The 22,797-nt window shown below is 51.6% G+C and carries 26 protein-coding genes; 14 read left to right on the plus strand and 12 right to left on the minus strand.

Annotation, left to right across the window (positions count from 1 at the left end; all coding sequences use genetic code 11):
- The first annotated feature begins 45 nt into the window (after positions 1 to 45).
- From WD467_02465 to WD467_02490, 6 genes are all read left to right on the plus strand, one after another.
- On the plus strand, positions 46 to 435 hold the full coding sequence (locus tag WD467_02465) for a hypothetical protein (protein MEX2452752.1): 390 nt from the start codon (positions 46 to 48) through the stop codon (positions 433 to 435).
- 64 nt (positions 436 to 499) lie between these two features.
- A complete protein-coding gene (locus WD467_02470; GenBank protein MEX2452753.1) occupies positions 500 to 1,507 on the plus strand; it encodes an NAD(P)-dependent oxidoreductase in 1,008 nt (335 codons plus the stop codon).
- A gap of 53 nt (positions 1,508 to 1,560) precedes the next feature.
- Complete coding sequence (locus WD467_02475) at positions 1,561 to 1,740, plus strand: hypothetical protein (GenBank protein ID MEX2452754.1); 180 nt, start codon at positions 1,561 to 1,563, stop codon at positions 1,738 to 1,740.
- Positions 1,740 to 2,030 carry a hypothetical protein gene (locus WD467_02480; GenBank protein MEX2452755.1) on the plus strand — a complete coding sequence of 97 codons (291 nt, stop codon included), beginning with the start codon at positions 1,740 to 1,742 and terminating at the stop codon, positions 2,028 to 2,030. The genes WD467_02475 and WD467_02480 overlap by 1 nt, the downstream gene beginning before the upstream one ends.
- A gap of 6 nt (positions 2,031 to 2,036) precedes the next feature.
- On the plus strand, positions 2,037 to 3,200 hold the full coding sequence (locus WD467_02485; protein ID MEX2452756.1) for a cation:proton antiporter: 1,164 nt from the start codon (positions 2,037 to 2,039) through the stop codon (positions 3,198 to 3,200).
- Positions 3,201 to 3,478: 278 nt separating this feature from the next.
- Positions 3,479 to 5,152, plus strand: a complete 1,674-nt coding sequence (locus WD467_02490) for a cation:proton antiporter (GenBank protein MEX2452757.1) — start codon at positions 3,479 to 3,481, stop codon at positions 5,150 to 5,152.
- Between the two features lie 32 nt (positions 5,153 to 5,184).
- On the opposite strand, the gene WD467_02495 is transcribed toward WD467_02490, so the two are convergent.
- The gene (locus WD467_02495) at positions 5,185 to 5,829 is read right to left on the minus strand and encodes a thioredoxin domain-containing protein (GenBank protein ID MEX2452758.1); all 645 of its coding nucleotides are present in this window, start codon (positions 5,827 to 5,829) and stop codon (positions 5,185 to 5,187) included.
- A gap of 119 nt (positions 5,830 to 5,948) precedes the next feature.
- Between WD467_02495 and WD467_02500 the strand changes: the two genes are divergently transcribed.
- The gene (locus tag WD467_02500; protein ID MEX2452759.1) at positions 5,949 to 7,313 is read left to right on the plus strand and encodes an APC family permease; all 1,365 of its coding nucleotides are present in this window, start codon (positions 5,949 to 5,951) and stop codon (positions 7,311 to 7,313) included.
- Here the strand turns inward: WD467_02500 and WD467_02505 are convergent.
- Positions 7,305 to 7,826 carry a hypothetical protein gene (locus WD467_02505; GenBank protein ID MEX2452760.1) on the minus strand — a complete coding sequence of 174 codons (522 nt, stop codon included), beginning with the start codon at positions 7,824 to 7,826 and terminating at the stop codon, positions 7,305 to 7,307. The genes WD467_02500 and WD467_02505 overlap by 9 nt on opposite strands.
- A gap of 172 nt (positions 7,827 to 7,998) precedes the next feature.
- Here WD467_02505 and WD467_02510 point away from each other — a divergent pair, with 172 nt between their 5' ends.
- The 6 genes from WD467_02510 to ruvB all read left to right on the plus strand — a co-directional run bounded on the left by WD467_02510 (position 7,999) and on the right by ruvB (position 12,671).
- Entirely contained in the window at positions 7,999 to 8,328 is a 330-nt protein-coding gene (locus WD467_02510; protein MEX2452761.1) for a YggT family protein, read from the plus strand.
- A 37-nt stretch (positions 8,329 to 8,365) separates the two neighbouring features.
- Positions 8,366 to 9,733: an aspartate--tRNA ligase gene (gene aspS / locus WD467_02515; protein ID MEX2452762.1), complete on the plus strand. Its 1,368-nt coding sequence runs from the start codon at positions 8,366 to 8,368 to the stop codon at positions 9,731 to 9,733.
- A 74-nt stretch (positions 9,734 to 9,807) separates the two neighbouring features.
- A complete protein-coding gene (locus tag WD467_02520) occupies positions 9,808 to 10,536 on the plus strand; it encodes a YebC/PmpR family DNA-binding transcriptional regulator (protein MEX2452763.1) in 729 nt (242 codons plus the stop codon).
- A 4-nt stretch (positions 10,537 to 10,540) separates the two neighbouring features.
- Positions 10,541 to 11,011: a crossover junction endodeoxyribonuclease RuvC gene (gene ruvC / locus WD467_02525; protein MEX2452764.1), complete on the plus strand. Its 471-nt coding sequence runs from the start codon at positions 10,541 to 10,543 to the stop codon at positions 11,009 to 11,011.
- Between the two features lie 8 nt (positions 11,012 to 11,019).
- Positions 11,020 to 11,583: a Holliday junction branch migration protein RuvA gene (gene ruvA, locus WD467_02530; protein MEX2452765.1), complete on the plus strand. Its 564-nt coding sequence runs from the start codon at positions 11,020 to 11,022 to the stop codon at positions 11,581 to 11,583.
- A 62-nt stretch (positions 11,584 to 11,645) separates the two neighbouring features.
- Entirely contained in the window at positions 11,646 to 12,671 is a 1,026-nt protein-coding gene (gene ruvB, locus WD467_02535; GenBank protein MEX2452766.1) for a Holliday junction branch migration DNA helicase RuvB, read from the plus strand.
- Positions 12,672 to 12,702: 31 nt separating this feature from the next.
- Here the strand turns inward: ruvB and WD467_02540 are convergent, their stop codons facing one another.
- The 10 genes from WD467_02540 to WD467_02585 all read right to left on the minus strand — a co-directional run bounded on the left by WD467_02540 (position 12,703) and on the right by WD467_02585 (position 21,624).
- The gene (locus WD467_02540) at positions 12,703 to 12,996 is read right to left on the minus strand and encodes a hypothetical protein (protein MEX2452767.1); all 294 of its coding nucleotides are present in this window, start codon (positions 12,994 to 12,996) and stop codon (positions 12,703 to 12,705) included.
- The gene (pilO, locus tag WD467_02545; protein MEX2452768.1) at positions 12,993 to 13,547 is read right to left on the minus strand and encodes a type 4a pilus biogenesis protein PilO; all 555 of its coding nucleotides are present in this window, start codon (positions 13,545 to 13,547) and stop codon (positions 12,993 to 12,995) included. Before pilO ends, WD467_02540 begins: the two co-directional genes overlap by 4 nt.
- Positions 13,544 to 14,086, minus strand: coding sequence for a PilN domain-containing protein (locus WD467_02550; GenBank protein ID MEX2452769.1), 543 nt, complete (start codon positions 14,084 to 14,086; stop codon positions 13,544 to 13,546). The genes pilO and WD467_02550 overlap by 4 nt, the downstream gene beginning before the upstream one ends.
- Positions 14,083 to 15,144 carry a type IV pilus assembly protein PilM gene (gene pilM, locus WD467_02555; protein MEX2452770.1) on the minus strand — a complete coding sequence of 354 codons (1,062 nt, stop codon included), beginning with the start codon at positions 15,142 to 15,144 and terminating at the stop codon, positions 14,083 to 14,085. Before pilM ends, WD467_02550 begins: the two co-directional genes overlap by 4 nt.
- Before the next feature lie 113 nt (positions 15,145 to 15,257).
- Positions 15,258 to 16,739, minus strand: coding sequence for a hypothetical protein (locus WD467_02560; GenBank protein MEX2452771.1), 1,482 nt, complete (start codon positions 16,737 to 16,739; stop codon positions 15,258 to 15,260).
- Positions 16,740 to 16,794: 55 nt separating this feature from the next.
- Positions 16,795 to 17,529: a type II secretion system protein gene (locus WD467_02565; protein ID MEX2452772.1), complete on the minus strand. Its 735-nt coding sequence runs from the start codon at positions 17,527 to 17,529 to the stop codon at positions 16,795 to 16,797.
- Positions 17,526 to 18,011 (minus strand): type II secretion system protein, encoded by a 486-nt coding sequence (locus WD467_02570; GenBank protein MEX2452773.1) that lies wholly within the window; start codon positions 18,009 to 18,011, stop codon positions 17,526 to 17,528. The genes WD467_02565 and WD467_02570 overlap by 4 nt, the downstream gene beginning before the upstream one ends.
- Positions 18,012 to 18,112: 101 nt before the next feature.
- Positions 18,113 to 18,538 (minus strand): prepilin-type N-terminal cleavage/methylation domain-containing protein, encoded by a 426-nt coding sequence (locus tag WD467_02575; GenBank protein MEX2452774.1) that lies wholly within the window; start codon positions 18,536 to 18,538, stop codon positions 18,113 to 18,115.
- An 87-nt stretch (positions 18,539 to 18,625) separates the two neighbouring features.
- Positions 18,626 to 19,837, minus strand: a complete 1,212-nt coding sequence (locus WD467_02580) for a type II secretion system F family protein (GenBank protein ID MEX2452775.1) — start codon at positions 19,835 to 19,837, stop codon at positions 18,626 to 18,628.
- 2 nt (positions 19,838 to 19,839) lie between these two features.
- Positions 19,840 to 21,624 (minus strand): ATPase, T2SS/T4P/T4SS family, encoded by a 1,785-nt coding sequence (locus WD467_02585; protein ID MEX2452776.1) that lies wholly within the window; start codon positions 21,622 to 21,624, stop codon positions 19,840 to 19,842.
- Positions 21,625 to 21,732: 108 nt separating this feature from the next.
- On the opposite strand from WD467_02585, the gene recA reads away from it, so the two are divergent.
- Positions 21,733 to 22,758, plus strand: a complete 1,026-nt coding sequence (recA, locus tag WD467_02590) for a recombinase RecA (protein MEX2452777.1) — start codon at positions 21,733 to 21,735, stop codon at positions 22,756 to 22,758.
- Positions 22,759 to 22,797 lie beyond the last annotated feature (39 nt).

Raw genomic sequence — 22,797 nt, forward strand, 5'->3', positions numbered from 1 at the left:
AAAATCAACTGAAGTAGGTGAGGGGAGAGAGGGTATAATCAAGTCATGAAACATGTACTGATACTAGAGGATAGATTAGAGGTGCTGGCCGCTTTATTACTTGAGTGTGATCGTTTGGAGCAAGAATCTGGTGTGCTTCTGCGAGTGACGGTTTACTCAACCGCCACAGACGTGATTGATTTCGTTAACCCGCAGGCGGGGGAGGCATTTGACGCTATCGTTCTCGATCGTAACTGTAAGCGGGGTGATTCGTTTCATATAATCGACCTCGAGCACTTCGGACCAGATAAAATCATCTCCATCTCTTCCCTCCCCCGCTTTAACGCTGAAGTCCGCGCGCGTGGCGTGAGCCGCAGTGTAGAGAAGGGTGAGGGCGAGCTCGGCTCTTTCGCCGCTGAAGTAGTGGCTGAGTTAGCCCAAGTACTCAAACTCTAGTTTTTGGCATAAACGTAAGCTTTTTTGCTACACTTACAGTCAGGAAAGGGCGGGAGCAGTTAATATGCAAAAGATCGTTTTCTTCGATACGCATGGTGGCGATAGCCGTTATTTTAAGCAGGCTTTAAAGAACCTGTTTAAGTATGAGGTAGTCACGACCCCTCAGCCGTTAAATGAAACAACTGTGACTGAGTATGCTGACGCTGCCATAGTTTCGGTATTCGTCACCTCTGCCGTTACCGCAAAGGTGGTGGCTGCACTCCCCCAGCTCGAACTAATAGCAGCTCGCTCGACCGGTTATGATCACATCGATTTAGCGGCGGCGGCCCACCAACACACTCTAGTTAGTGTCGTTCCGAGTTATGGCGATAAGACAGTGGCCGAGTATACCTTCATGTTGCTTTTAAGTGTGATGCGCCGCCTGGATGAGAGTCAGCGCCAAATTGAACTAGGCGTAATCAAATATCGAGAGCTGATCGGCTCCGACTTAAACGGTAAGACCATCGGGCTGATCGGTTGTGGGCAGATCGGTCGCCAGGTGGCTAAGATAGCCCGGGGCTTTGAGATGGAAGTGATCGGCTTTGATATCAATTCGAAAGAGTCGGAGCACATTAACTATCGTGACTTCGATACCGTTATAGCCGAGAGTGATATCATCTCGCTTCATCTGCCGGCTACCAAGCAGACCCGGCATATTATCGATAAATCCGTACTGGAAAAGATGAAGAGTGGAGTTGTCATCCTCAATACTGCCCGGGGCGAGCTGATCGATACCAGCGCCTTAATTGAAGCACTCTACTCCGGCCGGGTCGGTGCGGCCGGGCTTGATGTAGTAGAGGGAGAGAATCTGCTGCGTCGGGAGGAGGAGATAGCTCTACTACATCCGGAAGCAAGAATGCAGGATCTGGTGCATCAGACCGAGCACAGTGTACTGCTCCGTATGCCTCAGGTAGTTTTAACGCCCCACAACGCCTTTAATTCGCGCGAGGCACTAGCCCGGATCCGCCAGACTACTAGTGAGAACATCAAGCAATTTCTCCTGCACTCACCGCAGAATATAGTCAAACCCTAGTCTTAAGCCTGACACTGGCTTTATCCCTGGCTTGAGAATGGTAGAATAGTGATATGAATAAGCGCCTGCTTCAGCTCCTAGCTACGAGAAACATAGCTACTTTCAGCGGTATCGTGGTACTCGCCAGCGGTGTCGGCTTGATTTTCGACCTCTTAGTAGCCGGCTTTCTCATCGGTCTCGGTGCTGCCCTGATCGTGGCCGGTAATAAATTACAGGATAGCAAGCGCCAGTGATGCTCGGACTACATATTATTGGCGGCACAATAAGCTTCGGGGCCGTGCTGTACGGTTTAGTTGGGCTGGCGCGTCATAGGGTTCCGGCTCAGCTGATGTGGTTACTGCCCCTCTTAGCCGGCTGGCAGCTCCTTAGTGGTATCGGCCTAGTCTTAAGCGGTGGTAGCTGGGTACGTATTTGCGGTAGCGGTAGCATCTATCTTGTAGTAATGGGGCTGCTCTACTTACGACTGCGTCAGGCCGCCCCGGGCGACAGAAAAGCTCTGAACTTCAGTAACCAAAGAGAGTAGTCATTTATGGCCGAGTTTATCACCTTCTTTATTATCATCTTCGCTGGACTGTTGTTCTCCGAGTTCTTCAATCGGTTGCATCTGCCTTGGGTGACGGCCCTGATCCTGTCGGGTATCGTTTTTGGTACCGAAGGCTTTAACCTAATTCAGAGTAACGAAGTCACCGACTTTTTCTCTCAGATCGGCCTGGTATTCCTCATGTTTATGGCCGGTTTGGCGATCAACTTCTCTACCTTCCAAAGGGTCAAACGCGAAGTCGGTATCGTGAGCTTAATTAATGGTCTCGCTCCGTTGGGAATGGCACTGCTGATTGCCTCCTGGTTTAACCTCGGCACTACGGCCGGTCTTCTGCTGGCGGCCGCCCTGGTCTCCTCTTCGATTGCGGTCGTTCTACCATCTCTTGAGGGCCGGGCGATTCTGCGGCGGAAGGCAGGGCAGACAATCTTGGCCTCGACCATCGTGCTTGATATCGTCTCCGTCACCTTCTTTTCGATCTTAATCCAGCAGGCTACCGATACGCAGTTGCCACTACTCGTTCTCTATGTCTTCTTGGCTCTCGCCTTAGCTCTCCTTCGCATTGCCGTACCGCGGCTGGAGTCATACCTGGGGCGTAGGGATCGTCAGAAGTTTGAACAGGAGCTGCAGCTGATAGTGGGAATCTTACTCGGCACCGTTGTCCTGTTCGGGCTATTGGGCTTACATCCAGCCGAAGCTGGATTCTTCGCCGGGTTGGTCTTAAGCGATTCGGTCAACTCTCAGGTGACGCGCGCGAAACTACATGCGATCGGCTATGGTATTTTCATTCCCGTTTTCTTCGTAATGGTCGGGGCCGAGATGCAGCTGGAAGTATTTGCTAATAACCCAACCGCTGTTTGGTTAGCCGCTGCTGTACTAATCGGTTCAGTTACGACTAAATTCTTCAGTGGTTGGCTAGCGGGTCGATTGGTTAAGTTCACCAATCGGGAGAGCTGGTTACTGGGAGCGGCTACCATCCCGCAGCTTAATGTGACCCTAGCGATTGCGGCTACCGGATTTGCCTATGGTTTAATCAACGAAGAACTGCTGGCCGCTATGATCATTCTGACCATTGGTACGACCCTAGTCGCTCCGCCATTAATGAACCGTCTGGCGGCGCGCGAAGAGGCCGAGTACGTGGAATCTGCGGCTTAAGTTGTGCTAGCCCGAGCTAAGACTTGCAAAGCATAAGCCTTTATGAAATACTGAGATTACAGTTCTCAAGTCGGTCAACCGCTTGATAGCAAAATCAAAAACTTAAAATAGCATGTATGAGATTAGAGCTCCGGTTATCACCGGGGTAGCTTGCATATATACGCCCAAAAGAGGAGCCAATAATGGCAATTCGTGTAACCCAGCACACTAGTGCTGAAAAAATCCAAGTTCGCTTCCAGTAAGAAGCGTAACTGAAATGTGCGGCGCATAAACAACCTATGGATGTATTCTTAGAGATTAGCCTTATCTTAGTAGTGGCCACGGTAGTGGCCGCTATCATGCAGCTCTTACGTCAGCCGCTGATTATCGGACACATAATCAGCGGACTACTGGTAGGTCCAGCTGTCTTCAATCTAGTGCAGTCGACCGAAACGGTCGAGCTGTTTTCACATATGGGTATCGCGCTACTACTTTTTATTATCGGTCTCGGTCTCAATCCGCGGGTGATTCGCGAGGTGGGGAAGGTAGCGATCTTAACCGGAGTTGGTCAGATCTGCTTTACTATAACTCTTGGCTTCTTAGCGGCCCAAGCGCTCGGTTTCGCTACTACCGCTTCTATCTATATCGCTCTTGGACTTGCCTTCTCTAGCACGATTATCATTCTGAAGCTGCTCTCAGACCGGAAAGATACGCATCGCCTCTACGGTAAGGTCGCTACCGGCTTCCTGCTAGTACAGGACATCGCTGCCGTGCTGGTCTTGGTAGCGGTGACGGCCCTAGGCAAGGATATGCCGGTAGCAGAGATCTTAACCTCTACCTTAGTTAGTGGCGCACTTTTCGTGGGGGCTATCGCACTAGTCTCGCTGTATGTACTGCCGCGTCTGACAAAGTTCCTTGCCCGTTCACAAGAATTCCTCTTCCTTTTCGCTATCGGTTGGGGCTTCGGTGCCGCCGCTCTAGCCGCCACTGTTGGTTTTTCGATCGAGATCGGCGCCCTAGCTGCCGGCGTGGCCCTAGCCGGTTCGCCCTATGCCTTTGAGGTCGCCTCGAAGATGCGGCCTTTGCGCGATTTCTTCATCGTGCTTTTCTTCATTATTCTCGGATCTGAGCTCGATCTCGGTAGTATCGGTGCTGGTTTTGTCCCGGCCATAGCCTTCACAATCCTCATTCTCATCGGCAATCCGATCATAGTTATGAGTATCATGGGCTTCCTTGGCTTTAAACGTAAGACTAGTTTCAAGGCCGGTTTGACGGTAGCCCAGATCAGTGAGTTCTCTCTTATCCTGCTCCTGCTCGCCCGTGAGGTCGGTCATATCGACGATCAGATTGTAGCCATGATGACCCTAGTAGCCATGGTGACGATCGCCGCTAGCACTTACATGATCTTGTATTCGGATAAACTTTATACCTGGTTTGAGCCGTATCTGCGAGTTTTCGAGCGTAAATCACCGCGTGAAGGCAAGGAGAAGAGCGAGGAGTATGACGTGATAATGTTTGGCTTTAAACCGGGCAGTCGCGCTCTTCTTGATGGCTTTAAGCAGCTGGATACTCGGTGTCTAGTGGTTGATTACGATCCAGAAGTGGTAGATGACTTAGCTAGTGAGGGAGTAGCTGTCCTCTACGGTGACGCTAACGATATGGAGTTTCTCAGTGATTTGCCACTCGAGGCAGCTAAGTTAATAGCGGTGACCGCGACCGACTATGCTACTAACGCGCTAGTCGCTACCCACGTCTTACAGCGTAATCCGAAGGCCATAGTTATTGTCAGGGCCGATGAGCCCCAGGAAGCGCATGAGCTGTATGAGATCGGGGTAAACTACGTGATGATGCCTCATTACTTGGGCAGTCTCGAGATTAGCCGGCGTATCACCCGGCATGGTTTGAGCGCCCGCTTGCACTTTAAGCAGGCCCGCACGGAGCATCTAAACTACTTGCGCCGTGGCTCTAAATAGTTGCTAGCTAACTTCGCTAAATTAGTCTTCTACTACTCGCTAGTTTCAGCTAGGGCGCTATCGATGATTTCGCGCCAGACCTCGATCGAGGTCGGATTTTGCTCTAAGGCTTCGCCATTAAGGTAGAAGGTAGGAGTACTGTTAACGCCTAGCTGTTGGGCGATAGCGGTATCGCGATCGACGCGGGAGTTAACGGCGGCGAAATCACTCTCGTACTGCTCGAGATCGAGGCCTAGCTCTTCAGCGTAAGATTCGAATGTGGTTCGAGCCTGGGCGTCGCCACTCCAGTTTTGCTGTCGTTCAAACAGGAGGTCGTGCATCTCCCAGAAACGATCCTGTCGCCCGGCCGCTTCGCTAGCCCGGGCGGCATCGTAAGCCTGGGCATGAATCTGGGTTAAGGGGAAGTGACGGTAAACCAGTCGGACGTCGTCAGGGTACTCGGCTAGCATTTGCTGGATTAGGGGCTCGGCTCCTCCACAGGCTGGACATTGGAAATCGCTATATTCAATTAGAGTGAGGGCAGCATCTTCGGGGCCGCGAGTGTGGTCTTCAGCCGTGATAGCGTGTGGCTCATCCACGTTAGCGGCGGGAGCGTTGGCATTATCGCCAAATAGCCAGACCGCACCGATCATGACGATTACTACTGTTGCCAGTGCTACCCAAAAACCTTTCCCCATGACTTCCCAGCTCCCTTATTTAGGCCTAATTATAGCTCGAGGGGTGGTCTAAGTACAGGTTTATAGTAGTCGCTTTCTTCAACCCTTAGGCTCAATACTTTATACTTATTATTAACCTTATGTTCATCAACCGCCAAAAACATAAACTAAAACGCAACATCGGCCTCTTCATGCTTTGTGTTATCGGTATCGACGGCACGATCGGGGGAGGAGTCTTTGTGCTTCTAAGCCACGGAGCCGGGGTGGCCGGTCAGTTTTTACCCTTGTCTTTCCTACTGGGGGGCATACTGGCCTTTCTCGGAGCTTTGCTTTATGCCGAACTAGGCACCACCATACCCCGCTCTGGGGCCGACTTGCAGCTAGTGTTTAACGCTACGCGACATCGCTATTACCCTTTCATATTCTCTTGGTTGGTACTACTGGGTGATGTCGGTTATCTAGCTATTAATGCATTCGGTCTGGCTTTCTATGCTAACTTCTTCTTCAGTGTTAGTCCGTTCATAATAGCTCTTGGTGCGCTACTAGTAGCGGTAGCTATTAACCTCTGGGGCAGTTCTAAGGCCGGTGGGAGCGAAGTCGTTACCGGACTTAGTCTGCTCGGTCTATTACTGCTATATGCCGTGCTGGTGCTTCTCAGCCCAGGCTTTAGTTTTGCTCCGGGCGAATTTATCGCCCTAGTACCGGCTAATACTTTAGCGATCATCGCTGGCACCTCACTGATCTTTACTACTTTCGTGGGTTATGAATATATTGCCTCGATCGCCGAAGAAGTGAAGGATCCAGGGAAAAATATTCCCCGGGCGTTGATGATTACGATTGCCGTAGCTACTACTGTCTTCGTCCTAGTATCTTGGGTTACGGTTAATGCCGTACCGGTTACCGAGTTGGCGGCTTCCGGTGCTCCATTCCTGCTAATCGCCGAACAGCTCGGTCCAATCGGTCTTTATGTGGTGATTCCGGCCGCCCTAATCGCTACCGCCGGTTCGCTCCTCGCTGCTACTCTAGTCTCCTCTCGACGAATATACGCCCTTAGCGAACAGGGCTACTTCAATAAGTTCTTCTCCCGTCTGAGTCGTACTCAGGTGCCTTACCGAGCCGTACTGGCTGTGGCCGTACTGGCTGTCTTCTTGCTTATGAGTAACTCGATCACTTTCGTCGCCTATATCAGCAATACGGTTTATCTTCTAGGACTGATCGTCATCGCTATCGCTCTCATGAATCTGCGGCGCCAACGTCCATATCTGGCTCGACCCTTTAGGGTGCCATTCTTTCCCTGGATTCCTATAATCTTAATCATCACTTCCATTGGAGTACTATTTTTCATTGGAGTACAATCGTTAGCCGCTACTTTAGTCTGGGCGTTGATCGGCTACTTTATCTACCTTACGACTAGGATTCAGGCTGCTCGACTGTACTGGGCGATGTGGGGGGCGATGGTGTTCTTGCTGCTGGGCGGTGGTGCGAGTGTTTGGTACCTACTCTAGAATCAGGAGTATGCCAGCCAACAAGTTGAGCACACCATACATACCACTAATTATGGCTAGATACAGCTGTAGGTCGGTGGTGATGCCGATATCTATCAGCCCGGTCATAAGGCTAGTGGCGAAGACTACTAGCAGGAAGCCGCTGAGCAGACTGGCCCCGCCGATAACCGGCTGGAGGCGGCGGGCGTTACTAGCATCGTAGAGCTCGGAGACAACCGCCTCAGCTTTAGTGGTTTCTTTTTCCACGTCTCGTAAGAGTTTATTGACGTCTTCTTGATCGGTGAGAGTACCAGCGTAGGTGTGTAAGGCCTGGGTGTGGATGGCGGTGTTAGCTTGCACCTCACGTTTGAGCTGATCCCATTCGGCATCTTCGGCAAATTTTTGCTCGTAGGTGGCGTTAAGCCAGTCGATAAAATCTTTCTTAGCGGCGTGGTTGGCGATGAAGTCTAAGGCGCGTTCCCTTTCCTGCTGTTTTTTTAGGGCACGGCGTTTACTGTTCTTAACTAATTTCATGAGCGAGAAGGTCCTTCGGTTACTTTTATAGCTTGTCTAGATAATACCATGGTGCGCCCTATTGCGGTGGCGGCATCAGGCTGGTCGACCGGTTAACTCTACAGGGGCTATACTTGATATATAGCCAATATTTTGGCATAGTAATAGTTGAATGATGTAAGGAGTAATTGTGATGATGCAACGACGCAACGTAGAAGTAGTAGAGACTGTACCTCGTGAAGATCGAGTCACTCAAGTAGTCTATTTTCTAATCAGTTTAGTGCAAGTCGTCTTACTATTCCGCTTAATTCTTCGTCTTTTCGGTGCCTCCCCGGCCGCCGGATTCGTTGAGTTTATTTACGATGTAACCGCACCTTTAGTGGCACCGTTTTTCGGTATCTTTCGGAGTGACTTTGACTTCGCTCAGGGGGTGCTAGAGATTGAGACATTAGTCGCGATGCTGGTCTATGCTGTGGTTGGCTATCTTCTCCTGGCTTTAATCGATATTATCCGTACCCGCTAATTTGCACTCCAGCGGATAATCACTGATACTAGAACAGATGAACTACACCCCTATTGCCAGTACCACCGATCTGACTGGAGAATTGACTACGGTCTGCGGTTGGGTACATAGCGTGCGTGATATGGGTAAGATGGCCTTTATCGATCTGCGCGACCACACTGGGTTGCTGCAGGTGGTGGTGGCTAGTGATGAACTACCGCGCTTGGGCGTAGAGTGGGTGGTAGCTGTCACGGGAGAGGTTAAGGCTCGCGGCGAGCGCTTCGTGAATCCTAAACTTACCACCGGCACTGTCGAGCTTAAGGCCAGCAAGATCGAGGTGATTAATTCGGCGGCCGAGTTGCCGATCGAGATTAAGAAAGATACGAGTGCTATTAACGAGGATACCCGACTGCGTTACCGCTACCTAGATCTAAGGAGTGAGCGGATGCAGGCTAACTTGCGCTTGCGTCACCGAGTAATGCAGTTTGTACGCAACTTCTTATCCAACGCCGACTTTATCGAGATCGAGACCCCGATGTTAACCAAGGGTACGCCCGAAGGGGCGCGCGAGTATCTCGTACCGTCTCGCCTACATCCGGGTGAGTTTTTCGTTCTACCGCAGTCACCTCAGCAGTTTAAACAACTATTAATGGTCGCCGGTTTCGGTCGCTACTTTCAATTAGCTAAAGCAATGCGGGACGAGGATCAGCGCGGCGATCGTCAGCCAGAGTTTACTCAGATCGATCTCGAGCTGTCTTTTGTCGATCAAGAAGAGATCTTACGTATCAATGAAGCGATGATGATCGAGCTAGTAGAGCAACTCATGCCGGAGCATAGGATTACGGGCATACCGTTTCCGCGCTTGACCTATGCCGAGGCGATGGAGAAGTACGGCAGTGATAAGCCCGATTTACGGGTGGATAAGAGTGATGATAAAGAGCTAGCCTTCACCTGGATTCTCGATTTCCCTATGTTCGAGACAGGAAAGGATGGCATCGCCGCTGTCCACCATCCCTTTACGTCACCGCATCCGGAGGACGCCGCTAAACTAAGCAGTGAGCCTTTAAGTGTTCGGGCTCAAGCCTACGACCTAGCCTTAAACGGCTTTGAAATGGGTAGCGGCTCAATTCGAATCGCTGATGCCAAGCTGCAGCGCCAGGTGTTTGAAATTCTGGGCATGGAAGAGGATGAGATCACCACTCGTTTTGGTCATATGCTGGAAGCTTTTCGCTTTGGTACTCCACCGCACGGTGGCTTCGCCTATGGTTTCGACCGGCTCGTTATGGTGCTGGCTGGCGAACCCAACATTCGGGAAGTCATCGCTTTCCCGAAGACGGGAGATGCGCGCGACCCCCTGATGGGAGCGCCCTCACCAGTAGCTGAGGATAAGTTGGCTGACGTCCATATCACCTCAATTGAGGAGTAGGCCGCCCAGCTTTTTACTTGGCTAAGAACTAGTTGGTATAATCCTAACTAACGTTTAAAGAATAGGTAGTAGTTATGTCCGGTCATTCGAAATGGCATTCGATCAAACACAAGAAAGGTGCAGCCGACGCCAAGCGGGGTAAGGAGTTCACCAAGCTAGGTAATATGATTGCTATTGCTGCCCGGGAGGGTGCCGATCCGGAGACTAACTTTAAACTGCGTCTCGCTATCGATAAGGCTAAAGGTGCTAACGTGCCTAACGCTAATATCGAAAAGGCAGTTCTGCGTGGTAGCGGCCAGCTAGAAGGTGAGCAGTTGCAGGAGATCGTCTACGAAGGCTACGGTCCTGGCGGTATCGCCGTCATCGTCGAGGCTACGACGGATAATAAAAATCGAGCTTATTCCGATATCCGCGCAGCTTTCTCGAAGAACGGTGGTAATGTGGCTGAATCCGGCGCCGTTGCTTACCAGTTCGATCGGCGCGGCATCATTACTATCGATTCCCCTGATGTGGAAACGTTGACGTTAGCTGCCATCGATGCTGGCGCTCTCGATATCGCTGAGGATGAGGACACTGTGACAATCTATACCGACCCCAAGGAGCTAGCCCAGGTAACTGATAAGTTAGCTGCAGTCTATGAAATTGCCTCTTCTGAGTTGGGCTTTGTGCCCCAAAACGTAATCATGATTGAAGACAGCTCTACGGCCGGCAAGGTGATTCGCCTGATGAACGCACTGGATGAGCTCGATGACGTCTCAAACACCTTCAGCAATTTCGACATTGCCGAAGGTGTAGAAGTTTAGTTCGGTGCGCATTTTCGGTATCGACCCCGGTACGGCCATCACGGGCTTTGGGGTGATCGATGGTAAAGACAGCCCAACTCTAGTAACGGCCGGGGTGATACGAACCCCGGCCAAGCAGGCGCTGGAATTACGACTAGAAGCGATCTATGCTGACTTGCTGGAGTTAATTCGAGAGTATCGACCGGACGAGATCGCTATCGAACAGATTTTCTTCGCTACAAATGCAAAAACCGTTATCTCGGTCAGCCACGCGCGTGGGGTAGCTATGCTAGCAGCTATTCATGCCGGCGTAGCCATCGCCGAGTATACACCGCTGCAGATTAAACAGGCTATTACCGGGTACGGTCGGGCCGATAAGCAACAGATCCAGGAGATGGTGCGAGCCATGCTGAAGCTAGAGACTGTACCAAAACCGGATGATGCGGCCGATGCTTTAGCAGTAGCGATTTGTCATTCGCAGGTACTCACCGCATAATATGTACTATGATTGCTACCTTATCCGGAGTCGTAACTGAGAAGATTGGCCAGCAGCTGGTAGTGGAAACCGGTGGGGTCGGTTACGGCGTAGCGGTAGCCCGGAGCGATCTCGAAGCGCTCCCAACCGGTCAGGAAATCAGATTCTATATTTATGAGGTTGTTCGCGAAGATGCTCATGATCTCTACGGTTTTTCAGAGTTTTTAGGCCGGGAGCTGTTCGAGCAGCTGCTCAGCGTATCCGGAGTAGGACCGAAGGTGGCCCTAGCAATTCTATCTATCGCGAATATCGATCAGGTACAGCGCGCTATTAGCACCGGAGATGTCGCTTTCTTGCAGTCGGCCAGCGGTGTCGGTAAGCGGGGAGCGGAGCGAATCGCGGTAGAGCTGAGGAACAAGGTAATAGCTAGCGGTTATCATCCGAGTGGTAGTGAAACGGCCAGTGCCGATGCGGCGCTAGAGGCACTTGAATCTCTCGGTTACTCTCGTCAGGCGGCTATGACGGCTCTGGCTAAGATACCTACCGATCTTAGTGATGAAGAACGGATAAAGCGAGCCTTAAGTGAGGTGTAGATGCAGCTACTAAATCCAGCCTCAAGTTTCAGACGCTCTCTTGCTAAGAATGGAGTGCAATCATGATTGAGCGCATAGTCGACAGCCAAGCCAAGCCGGATGACACCGAAGAGGAGCAGCAGGGTCTTAACTTGCGCCCGACCGTATTTGACGAGTATATCGGCCAGGAGCAGGCTAAGCGTAATCTTAAACTAGCCATCGCTGCCGCTAAACAGAGAGGCGAGGCCGTCGACCATGTCTTACTGCACGGACCACCTGGATTGGGTAAGACGACCCTAGCCGGCGTGATTGCTCGAGAGATGGGTGCTAATCTGCGTATAACTTCCGGACCGGCCATCGAACGCGCCGGAGATCTGGCCTCCCTACTCACTAACCTTAAAGACGGTGACATTCTCTTTATCGATGAGATTCATCGCTTGCCCCGCACCGTGGAAGAGGTGCTATATCCAGCGATGGAAGATTTTAATCTTGACATCATGATCGGCAAAGGCCCCTCAGCTCGCAGTCTGCGCCTCGATCTGCCCCGGTTTACCATTATCGGCGCCACTACGCGCATCGGGGCGCTTTCGGCGCCGCTGCGAGATCGTTTCGGTATGATTCATCGGCTTGAGTTCTACACTCACGAGGAGATGGTAGAGATCATCGAACGCTCCGGCCGTATCATTGAGATTGAGCTAGAACTGGCCGCCGCCCAAGAGATCGCTAAACGGGCTCGTTTAACGCCACGGGTAGCTAACCGACTTTTACGTCGAGTACGCGACATGGCAGAAGTTAATGGCCAGGGTGTGGCCACCCATGCTATCGCCAAGGACGCCTTGGCACTACTTGAAATCGATGAACTGGGACTAGACACTGCCGATCGTAGTTTACTGAGTGCTATTATCGAGAACTACGATGGCGGCCCGGTTGGGATCGACACCATCGCAGCGTTGATATCGGAGGAGCGTTCGACTATTGAGGATGTTTACGAGCCTTATTTGATGCAGATTGGATTTCTGGAGCGCACGCCCAGAGGACGGAAAGTTAGTCAGAAGGCCTATAGGCATCTCAGCTTCGACACTAAGAACGAACCCCAGCCGCTACTGTAGAGGGCCCATAGTTAAGCGCGAAGTAGCTTAACTATGGGCTAAATGGGTCGCGAGTACCGAGATTGTTGGCTTCGGCGTCGACCTTAGTCTCAAGCAGTCCCTCGATTCGCTGCTGTAGCTCGGTGTCGATGTTGATGGTGGTACTGGGCAGTTCTGTTTGCTGTCGGCGCAAGTAATCAGGGTCGTGAGTTGGGTCGCTGATACTCTGCGCTTGCCACAGAGTGAAACCGAAAAGACCGAGAATGACCAGCCAAGAGATGATTAACCGATGACGATTAAGTAGGATAGGCAGTCGTTTAAGTTGTTGTATGTTAGGTATACTCATGGTTTTAAGAACACCTCTAAATTGACATTAAACTGCAGCTGATTACTACCGGCTCGGGATATACTCAGGTCATTAATCTGCATATAGCGCTGTTGATTCTCGATCTTCTGTAAGAGCTCTACGAACTGCGCGTAAGAACTGGTAATCTGAAACTGCACTGGCATGACCAGTACACCCGGTACCTCAGCGGCTAAGGTCTGACTGATTTCTCCTGGCCGGCCGGAAGTTGACTGAAAGTTAAGCCCACTCAGCTGCACCCCGATACTATCGACGATCGAGTCTAGCTGCAGAGTTACTTCCGTCTGACGCTTCTCCGTTGGTAACACCTCATAAACCTGCTCTTGCAGTGGTCCGATCTCTTCGTACTCTGCTTCGAGTCGATCGAAGCTTTCGAGTTGCTGGTTAACTAGCATGATGTCTGAGAGGACGGCTGAGAGGCGGGTGCTTTTTTCGTTTAAGGCTTGATGGGATAGCCAGAAGCTGGTCAGACCGACTAGTGACAGCAGTGCCACTAGTCCGGCTAAGAGTAGGGTTAATTGGCTCGGCTTCATTGGGCGCTTCCTGGAGCAAAGGCCATTACTACGCTGACACTGTAGTCTCCTTCACCGGTCTGATTAATGCTTTGGATATCGACCGATTCGATTCTTTCACTAGCAGAGAGGGCATTCTTGATTCGCCCGGCGGCGGCGAAAGTGTCGGCCGTGACCAGTAGTTGGACCGGTTGTTCGACCTCACCGGTTAGGACGATGCTGTTGATGTAGGCACCTTGAGGCAAGGTGGCAGCTAAATCCTGAAGTAAGGTGCTGAAGAGTGTCTGTTGGGTGTAGAGACTATCGATGGTGGTAAGCCGGGAGTTTAACTGGCTTAGCTCACCCTTTAGCGCATCGTACTCTCTTAGTTCGTCCTGGCGTTCACTGAGGGCTAACTCGTAGTCGGCTATCTGCTGATCAGCATAGCGATGGGTCAGCCATAAAGTAGCCCCGAGCAGCCCACCGGCTAAAATTATTAGCAGGGCATATCGTACTAGTATTGTGTTATAGCGGGAATACTGGATCTGCGTAGAGATTTCGGGTGGCAATAGGTTGATCACGACTCCATCTCCTTAAGCGCTAGGCCGACGGCTGTAGTATAAAGTGTAGTCTCTAGCTGGTGCGGCGGCTGGAGGGGGGCGATATTTAGATTCTGCCACGGGTCACAGGTGCTAACGGCCAGCCCGGTTAGGTGGGCTAGGAAGTCGCTCAAACCGGGCAGGTTAGCCCCGCCCCCGACGATGACGATCTCTTCGATCGGCTGATCGAAGTTAGTATGGTCGTGGTGATAACGCAGCATTTTTTGGACTTCATCAGCTAGTCGACTGAGAATGGGTGCGAGGGCAGGAGCTAACTGCTCCTGCCATTTACTTTTCTTAATTCCGACTCGGCTCATGATGTCTTCGGCTTGATGGGCCTCGATATTAAGGGTCTCGGCAATCTGGCGACTAATGTGCATTCCTCCGGTAGTGATGGTGCTGGTTAATTGGACGTTACCGTCATAGATGGCTAAGTCGCTGGATTCGGAGCCGAAGTCGATGACGACCTTAGGTGAGCTATTAGCGCGCGCATGGTTAACGGCGCGCATGATAGCAAATAGACTTGGTTCCATAGCGTAGACCTCGAGATCTAGCTGGTCTAGGAGATCGATGTAGGAAGCAACTATCTTCTTCGGAGCTGCTACCATCAGTACCATCGTCTCTGGGTGTTCGTCGGTAGATTCGGAGGTGACGGTGTAGTCGAGATGAACTTCTTCGGCCGGTAATGGGACGTACTGGTCGGCTTCCAGCTCTACCGCAGTCTCTAGGTCGGTATTCTCGATAGTTGGCAGGGTAATGACCCGAGTGAAGATATGGGCTGTAGGGATAGCTACGACGGCTCGGTCGGTAGTTAGCTCGCCGATGACGACCTGCTTCAGCAATGGTTTAAGCGCCTTAACTAGCAGGTCTGGTTTAGTAATGACTCCTTTTTCGACGGCACTTGGATCAAAGTCGGCATAGCCGTAACCGATTACTCTGATGCCCGTTTTATCACGCTGGAGCTGCACTACCTTAACGGTAGAGTGCCCGATATCGATCGCGAACAGTGGTTTGTCTTTATAGAGGAGTGGAGTATGCATAAATATCTTTAGTTAACCACTAGCATTATAGCAGCCTCTCGGTCACCTCTCTGTTTTGATTCAGCCTAATCGCTTTGAGTCTAAGTGGCACGTCTAACTCCCCCGTTATGTTGCTATTCAAATATCTGCTGGTAGTTTTTGATCGACCAGATACTGGAGCCGGAAGAGAGTTCGGTACCGAAGACGATATTACCGGCTCCACGCAGTTCGACCGTCTGACCGATGGTTCCTCCGGTGGTACCGCTACCTAGGACCGTCACTTTGCTCCAGCGGGCGTAGAAGAGTGAGCCGGGAGCCTGGGCAGCACCGCGAATAGTTATCGTTTCGTTATCGCGTGAGCTGTGTAGTTCACTACCACTTAAACTAGTACAGTCTGGACTACAGCTGCCATCGCTGTGATAGGTGATAATGGTAGCGGCAATGCCGCTACCATTAGGTATGATTCGGGTAGAAGCACCGATGTCGGCTCCACCGGAACCGTCAATCATAATAACCGGCGACTCAGTGGCCGCATCGGAGATGTGGATACTGGAAGCACCACCGGTATTGAGGTTGCCGTCGATCCAGATATCACCGGTGATGGTGAGCGTACAGCTTCCACCGGTGTTAAGGTTCCCGGTGACGTGAAGATTAGCTGGCAGGGTAGCGGTAGTGCTGCCATTGCAACTGGCTTGGGCGGAAGTATAAGTAGAATTAACAGTATCGATCTGACCTTGTCGATCGTAGGGTGGCATCTCTAACTCTTCAGCTACACATCCCTCAGCGACACCGGAATGGCTAGTAAAGTTCGGTGTAGTCAGTGTCTGGTGGGTGGCACAGACGTCACCGTAGATTCGGTTCGACCAGACGTTTGCGGTGATTGGGTTGCCCATATTGGCGGGACAGAGTGATGGGTAGGAGGTGTAGGGGGCGGACACTGGACAACGAATATTAGCCACTCTAACGTCTACCGGATTGGAGCTGTTACCGATACGGGCCGAGCCAGACATCTGAATGTAGCCGTTGACGTGGACTGGACCGTTGGAGATAGTGGCTGAGCCTGTCAATATAAGCCCCCCTGCGCCGGCGCGTACGGCATGATTCTCAGTAGTCGAGGTGCCGACCACAATTACTCGAGCGCTCCGTACTACTGCCGCTTCTTCATCATCGGGATCTATATAGCTCCGGCCGGTTGCGGTGATGATCTTCTCATTATCGAGACTACCGTTTGTCACGGTAGTCTGATAGGTTGTCCGACCTTGGTTAGTGTTATTGATGAACTCGGTCTCGGTATTGAAGCCGGGAAAATCAGGGTCTTCGTTAAGCATAAACAAACTCTGCTCGATACCAGCCTCAGCAGTGAGCATGGCGTTAGCAGCTACTACCCCGCGACTAGTACGGTCGAGCTGGGCGAGAACGAGGGCAGAGAGTGAGAGGCCGAGAGTAAGGACGATCAGCATGACGATTAACATCGTCGGTAGTATCATCCCCTCAGCGCTAGCTAACCGTGCTGGCGCTGTCCACCGATTCTGCCAACGCTCTTTGTGTATCGCTATCTCAGAGGTGTCCAGCGCTCGTGCAGCGTCCCACTTCGTACGTTTTAGTGCGCGCTTCACACTCGCCTTGCACTGAGCACACGCGCATAAGCTCTGGCCGGTGGTAAGGCCTAGATCAATCATTTCTAAATACCGATCGCATGGTGTAGTCGGCCGTGACATCACGGCCGTAGATGTTAGTGGTAACGGCTAGGGTAACGGCTACCGAACGGGCGTTTTCCGGATCTACCTCCATATCCTCGGCATCGTAGTAGACTAGCTCGAAGTTGCTAACGTTCTCCGCTAACATGATGTCGTCACTACATTCACTGATCTGAGCCGGACAGGTCAGCACTGCGGCATTACCGGCCTCATCGGCCGGAAGGATACGTTTATATAGCACGTTATCTGTGACGAAATAGATCAGGTTATTCTTATGGGTGATGTAGGCGAACGGGTCTTCGTAGAGGAACTCATTTTCACTGTTCAGCGCCGGAGAGGCCAGGACAAGTACGTCGTTATCGGACGTCCAGCTGTACGGATCGCTTGGTCCGTCTGGGGCGTGCTCATCGGCCCAGCGATTGCTCGCATCGACCTTAGCTGCATGTTTGACGTCACGATTAATTACATCGAGTGAGAGCTGGGTATCTAGTAATAATTCGGCTCGGGCATTCTGAGTAGCATTAGCCCGCAGCTGGTTACCGAGAAAGCTCATCAAGACCGCTAGCAGGATACCTGTGATGGTGGTGGCTACCAGCAGCTCTACTAAGGTAAATCCTCCGGCTCTGCTTACAGCTTGAGCTTGTCGGTGTCTGTCCCTCACTGCACTATAGCGGCGGACCACTACTGGTCTTAAGTGGTTTAGGGTCACTGGGCGATTCCAATCGAGCCAATCAGTCCGGTCAGAGTTACGGTTTTGGCGCGAGGCAACTGAGCGTAGGTGACGCTCACCTCAATTTGTTTCAAGCCTGGTGTCGGTTCGGTAATGACGACTTCACCACTGCGTGGTGGTGGTAGCTCTTCCGGTAGCTCGGCGCTGAAATCGACAGTAGTGTCGGGCTCGAGCGAGTTGTAGTGGCTGTTGCGTAGTGATTCTATCTTAGCTTCAGCTACGCGGGTAGCTATCTCGATCCTCTGTGCTCGTCGCTGTAGGGTGTCGATGCCGATGAAGAGGTTGACGGTGCCGATGGCCATGATACTGATTAGGGCTGAAGCAATCAAAAGTTCGATTAGGGTGAACCCTCCGGCTCGGCTGACTTTATGTGCTTCAGCCGCCTCACTAACCGCTAGGCTGTAGCGTTGAGTGGTAGCTGGATGGGATGACCGATTGATAAATGTGAGTAACTGCTTCATGACTGTTTTAACCGTAGTTTTAGATGTGACTTATATGTTAAATAGCCGGCTACCTAGGACGGTAACCGGCTATTTAAAGGTGTAACGCTACGACTCTGTGTCTAGCGGTTAGCACTTTCCTGGATGAAGACGTAGTCGTCACCGGAAGTTTCACCGTCAGGGTCGTTCTCATTTTCGAGTACGGCTACCAGTGTGTAGGTCGCACATGGTTCAGCGGCACAGTCTACACCGGCTGCATCCAGCGGGTTGTAGTCGTAATCGCTGTCATCCTGTGGATCGACCGGTACTTCGTCCAAGTACTCTTCAGTGGCTAGTGTAGCTAGATCAACTGGGTAGCTATTGTTGTCGTTGTAGTAAGTCTCTAGCTGCTGCGATACGTTACGTAGGTCATTTTTACGCTCAGTGTCCCGGGCGCGTTCCTGGTAAGAAAACAGGTTAGGTATGGTCAGGGCTAGCAAGATGCCGATCACCACGATCACTACCAGTAGCTCGATCAGGGTGAATCCCTTTTGGTTTTTAAGTATCATTCTACTTCCTCCTAATTGTTGTTAAATTTACTTACTTTATATCTCTGAGAGTATAACGGCTATGGTTTAAAGTCAATGTCGTGGCCTCTACATAATCTGGGTTAGCTCGGCCAAGGGACCGAAGATACTGGCTACGATTAAGCCGACCACTCCGCCTAAGCCGACGATTAAGACCGGCTCGATTATCGAGCTAATTCCTTCGATGGTACGATCGACCTCTTTGCTGTAGAATTCGGCCACTTTTTCTAGCACCGTATCGATCTGACCGGTCTCCTCACCAACCGCTGTCATCTGAGTCACGATGGCGGGGAAGATGTTGGTTTCGGATAGGGACTTTGAGATCGGCTGACCGTTCGTAATCTTTTCTACACTTTCGCTGATGCCCCTTTTAATAACTGTGTTAGACAGGGCCCCGCTGGTAACTTCCAGGCTTTTTACTACTGATACGCCGGCACTGGTCAGCGAGCTGAAGGTGTTAGAAAAGCGGGCGACGTTAATCTTGAGGAGGACCGGCCCGAAGATAGGCGCTTTTAGCAGTAGTGAGTCGAAGATAAAGCGACCGCGTTCGGTCTTGACGAACCGTAGGGTAGCTATCGCGGTCAAGACGATAGCTCCTAGTAGTAGTAGGCCGTAGTTAATTAAAAAGTCACTTAGCCCTAGCATCATTCGGGTCTGAATCGGCAACTCAGCTCCTACCTGGTCGAAGATAGCACCGAACTTAGGGATAATATTTGTGACTAGGAAGGTGACTGCGCCGATAGCCACCACGGTGATTACGCCGGGATAGATGAGGGCACTACGCAGCTTGCCCTTGATCTCGGCGTCCTTCTCGACCTGGCCGGCTAGCCGTTCCATGATCTGGTCTAGAATTCCGCCCTCTTCACCGGCTCGAATCATATTGGTATAGACCCCAGAGAACACCTTCGGGTGGTTAGCTAGAGCTTCAGAGAGCTGGATGCCACCTTCGACTTTAGCGGTAACGTCATCGAGGATACTGCGTAATGCCGGTGAGTCGGTCTGGTCACGCATAGTGGAAAGTGATTTCACCATCGGGACACCGGCATTAATCATAGTGGCGAACTGACGGGTGAAGATAACTAGGTCGTTAGCCTTCACCTTCTTCTGTCCCGGCAGAGCGATGGTGATGTCTTTGAGCGACTTCTTGGCCTCAGTCACCGATAACGGTCGTAGCTCTCGAGCTTGGAGCGCACTTAAGGCTGCCGCTTTAGTATCGGCCTCTACGCTACCTCTTTGGATTTGGCCATCGCTAGCCTGGGCGGTGTAGGTGTACTGGGGCATATCTACTCTCTAGTTACTCTTAGTATCTCTTCGATTGTGGTGGCACCTTCGAGGCATTTAAGGAAACCATCGAGCTGCATAGTAATCATGCCGTCTTCGATAGCTTGGAGCTGGATGTCGTCACTGGTGGCGTTGGAAACGATCAACTTAGAGATCGCCTCATTCACTTCTAGTACTTCATAAATTCCTAGTCGTCCCCGGTAGCCGATGCCGCCGCATTCGTCGCAGCCCTCGCCCGGCTTGTAGATATTAAGGTGCTCAATATCTAGCTCATCGGGCAGGGAGGCAGCTTCATGCTTGGCTGGCGCCTTACTACGTTTGAGCTGTTCGTTACGTTTACGTAGGTTTTCGTTGATGTGAGGTAGAGCAAGATCGATCTTAAAGTCGGTCTTAAGATGGGTCAGCTCGTCTCCGCTGGGGTGGTATTCCTGGCGGCAGTTGCGGCAGAGGCGGCGAACTAGGCGTTGGCCCACTACAACCCGTACGGTAGAGGCGATCAGGAAGGGCTCTGCTCCCATGTCGAGTAGACGCGGCAGGGTGGTCGCAGCGTTGTTAGTGTGTAGGGTTGAGAGAACGAGGTGACCGGTCAGGGCGGCCTGAATGGCAAGGTTAGAGGTCTCACCATCTCGAATCTCCCCGACCATGATGATGTTCGGATCCTGGCGTAGTAAGGCCCGTAGCCCGCTGGCGAACGTCATACCGGCCTTGGGGTTGACCTGGGTTTGGTTAACTCCCTGCATACGGTATTCGACCGGATCCTCGATAGTGGAGATGTTTACTTTAGGTGAGTTTAGCGTGCTCAAGGTCGAGTACAAGGTGGTCGATTTACCGGCTCCGGTCGGACCGGTAACTAGAATCATGCCATGGGGTTGGCGCATGGCCCGCTCCATCCGTTCCAGGGCGGTGGCGTTAAAGCCAAGTTCTTCTAGCGTTAGTGCGCGAGAGGTTTCGTCGAGCAAGCGCATTACTACTTTCTCGCCATCCATAATCGGCAGGGTCGACACCCGCAGGGCTACGGTGCCGGCCGGAGAGTGGATCTTAAACCGGCCGTCCTGGGACTTGCGGTGCTCGTCGATTTTGAGATTGGCCATGATCTTAATTCGGGAGACTAAAGCTAGCATTAAGTTGCGAGGTAGGGTGTTGGCTTCACGTAGGACGCCATCGACCCGATAGCGGATCTGCACTAGCTGTTCGCGTGGCTCGATGTGGATATCAGAGGCACCTTCCTTGATAGCGTATTCGATGAGCAGGTTAACGGTCTTGGCGATCGGTGAGTCCTCAGCTACCTCGTCGGCGCTGACCTCTTCCGTGTTCTCACCGTCGGTCTCGGGTATTACCTTGGTAATCTCGCTGTCTAAATTGCCTTTATACTGATCCAGAATCTTATTGACATCGCCGTCGGTCGCGAGATAGATAGTGACGTTCTTTCCTAGCAACTTCTCCAGAGCGTCGACGGCCGGCAGGTCGCCGGGATCTGACATGGCGATTTTGCTGTGACCGTCCTTATCCATCTCAAACAGGACGGCTCGGTAACGGCGAGCGATGTGCTCGGGGATGAGGCCGAGGACTTGCGGTTCAATCTTCTCATTAGACAGCTCGATAAATTCGGCACCGATACTCTTTGCGTACAGTCGGGCCAGCTCTTTTGCGCTGATCAGCTTCCGTTCGAGTACCAATTCTTGGAGTGGCTTTTTCTGTTTTTTAGCCTCTTCGGTTAGCTCGGTCAGGGTTTTAGCCTCTACCGTATCCTTAAGTAAGCCCTGAAGAGTGCTGTCGTTTAACTGCATACGACCAGTATACCGTAAGCGGTATTAGAGCCCCAAAATGTTTAAGTTTTGACGTTCGCTTTTTGTACGCTATAATAATAAAAAGATGCAAATATAATAGGAGCAATCATGGCAGATAAACCAACAACCCCGAAGGCTAAACCGGTCGCTAAAGACGGTCGACACCAGGCACTCGATCTCGCCGTATCTCAAATCGAACAGCAGTTTGGTAGTGGTTCGATTATGAAACTGGGCGATAAATATAACATCGATGTCGAAACTATTTCAACTGGTAGTTTGAGTCTTGATATCGCTTTAGGTGGAGGTATTCCTAAAGGCCGTATCGTTGAGATTTACGGTCCGGAAGCAAGTGGAAAGACCACTCTAGCTCTGCATACCATCGCTGAAGTCCAGAAAAACGGTGGTACGGTCGCTTTTGTCGATGCCGAGCACGCGCTCGACCCGGAGTATTCGAAGAAGATCGGTGTGCAGCTCGATTCACTCTTAATCTCCCAGCCTGATACCGGTGAACAAGCCCTAGAGATTACCGAGACACTGGTTCGCTCCAGTGCCGTCGATGTCGTCGTCGTCGACTCAGTCGCTGCGCTCGTCCCACGGGCGGAAATAGAGGGCGAGATGGGCGACGCTCACGTCGGCTTGCAGGCTAGGTTGATGAGCCAGGCTCTGCGTAAGCTGACCGGTGCAGTCTCGAAATCTAAAACGACCGTTATCTTCATCAACCAGTTGCGCATGAAGATCGGCGTTATGTTTGGCAATCCGGAAACCACTTCCGGTGGCCAGGCCTTAAAATATTATGCTTCGGTCCGGATCGAGGTCCGTCGTACTCAAGCTATTAAGCAGGGAGAAGAGACAGTCGGTAACCACGTTAAAGCCAAGATCGTGAAGAATAAAGTCGCCCCACCTTTCAAGATCGCCGAGTTCGACATCATGTACAACGAGGGTATCTCCACTTCCGGCGACTTGATAGATCTAGCCGTGAAGCACGAACTAGTGCGTAAGGCAGGGGCATGGTACGAACATGATGGCGAGAAAATCGGCCAGGGCCGGGAGGCGGCTAAACAGTATCTGCGGGAAAATCCACAGGTAGCTAAGAAGCTCGACGCCGCTATTCGTAAAGAAACTTTTGGCAAATAGCCGTTGCTTACTTTTAGCCGGGTCAGGGGCATAGTTTAC

The sequence above is a fragment of the Candidatus Saccharimonadales bacterium genome, from assembly GCA_040903985.1.
Taxonomy (GTDB): Bacteria; Patescibacteriota; Saccharimonadia; order QS-5-54-17; family QS-5-54-17; genus JBBDUI01.

What these genes read in the sequence shown, in the direction of transcription:
- ruvA (MEX2452765.1), top strand. Translation starts at nt 11,020, where the DNA reads ATGATTGCTACCTTATCCGGAGTCGTAACTGAGAAGATTGGCCAGCAG.
- WD467_02480 (MEX2452755.1), top strand. Translation starts at nt 1,740, where the DNA reads ATGCTCGGACTACATATTATTGGCGGCACAATAAGCTTCGGGGCCGTG.
- WD467_02540 (MEX2452767.1), bottom strand. Translation starts at nt 12,996, where the DNA reads ATGAGTATACCTAACATACAACAACTTAAACGACTGCCTATCCTACTT.
- WD467_02585 (MEX2452776.1), bottom strand. Translation starts at nt 21,624, where the DNA reads ATGCAGTTAAACGACAGCACTCTTCAGGGCTTACTTAAGGATACGGTA.
- WD467_02520 (MEX2452763.1), top strand. Translation starts at nt 9,808, where the DNA reads ATGTCCGGTCATTCGAAATGGCATTCGATCAAACACAAGAAAGGTGCA.
- recA (MEX2452777.1), top strand. Translation starts at nt 21,733, where the DNA reads ATGGCAGATAAACCAACAACCCCGAAGGCTAAACCGGTCGCTAAAGAC.
- WD467_02475 (MEX2452754.1), top strand. Translation starts at nt 1,561, where the DNA reads ATGAATAAGCGCCTGCTTCAGCTCCTAGCTACGAGAAACATAGCTACT.
- pilM (MEX2452770.1), bottom strand. Translation starts at nt 15,144, where the DNA reads ATGCATACTCCACTCCTCTATAAAGACAAACCACTGTTCGCGATCGAT.
- WD467_02510 (MEX2452761.1), top strand. Translation starts at nt 7,999, where the DNA reads ATGATGCAACGACGCAACGTAGAAGTAGTAGAGACTGTACCTCGTGAA.
- WD467_02505 (MEX2452760.1), bottom strand. Translation starts at nt 7,826, where the DNA reads ATGAAATTAGTTAAGAACAGTAAACGCCGTGCCCTAAAAAAACAGCAG.
- WD467_02575 (MEX2452774.1), bottom strand. Translation starts at nt 18,538, where the DNA reads ATGATACTTAAAAACCAAAAGGGATTCACCCTGATCGAGCTACTGGTA.
- WD467_02500 (MEX2452759.1), top strand. Translation starts at nt 5,949, where the DNA reads ATGTTCATCAACCGCCAAAAACATAAACTAAAACGCAACATCGGCCTC.
- aspS (MEX2452762.1), top strand. Translation starts at nt 8,366, where the DNA reads ATGAACTACACCCCTATTGCCAGTACCACCGATCTGACTGGAGAATTG.
- WD467_02495 (MEX2452758.1), bottom strand. Translation starts at nt 5,829, where the DNA reads ATGGGGAAAGGTTTTTGGGTAGCACTGGCAACAGTAGTAATCGTCATG.
- WD467_02465 (MEX2452752.1), top strand. Translation starts at nt 46, where the DNA reads ATGAAACATGTACTGATACTAGAGGATAGATTAGAGGTGCTGGCCGCT.
- WD467_02490 (MEX2452757.1), top strand. Translation starts at nt 3,479, where the DNA reads ATGGATGTATTCTTAGAGATTAGCCTTATCTTAGTAGTGGCCACGGTA.
- WD467_02470 (MEX2452753.1), top strand. Translation starts at nt 500, where the DNA reads ATGCAAAAGATCGTTTTCTTCGATACGCATGGTGGCGATAGCCGTTAT.
- WD467_02580 (MEX2452775.1), bottom strand. Translation starts at nt 19,837, where the DNA reads ATGCCCCAGTACACCTACACCGCCCAGGCTAGCGATGGCCAAATCCAA.
- WD467_02485 (MEX2452756.1), top strand. Translation starts at nt 2,037, where the DNA reads ATGGCCGAGTTTATCACCTTCTTTATTATCATCTTCGCTGGACTGTTG.
- ruvB (MEX2452766.1), top strand. Translation starts at nt 11,646, where the DNA reads ATGATTGAGCGCATAGTCGACAGCCAAGCCAAGCCGGATGACACCGAA.
- pilO (MEX2452768.1), bottom strand. Translation starts at nt 13,547, where the DNA reads ATGAAGCCGAGCCAATTAACCCTACTCTTAGCCGGACTAGTGGCACTG.
- WD467_02570 (MEX2452773.1), bottom strand. Translation starts at nt 18,011, where the DNA reads ATGAAGCAGTTACTCACATTTATCAATCGGTCATCCCATCCAGCTACC.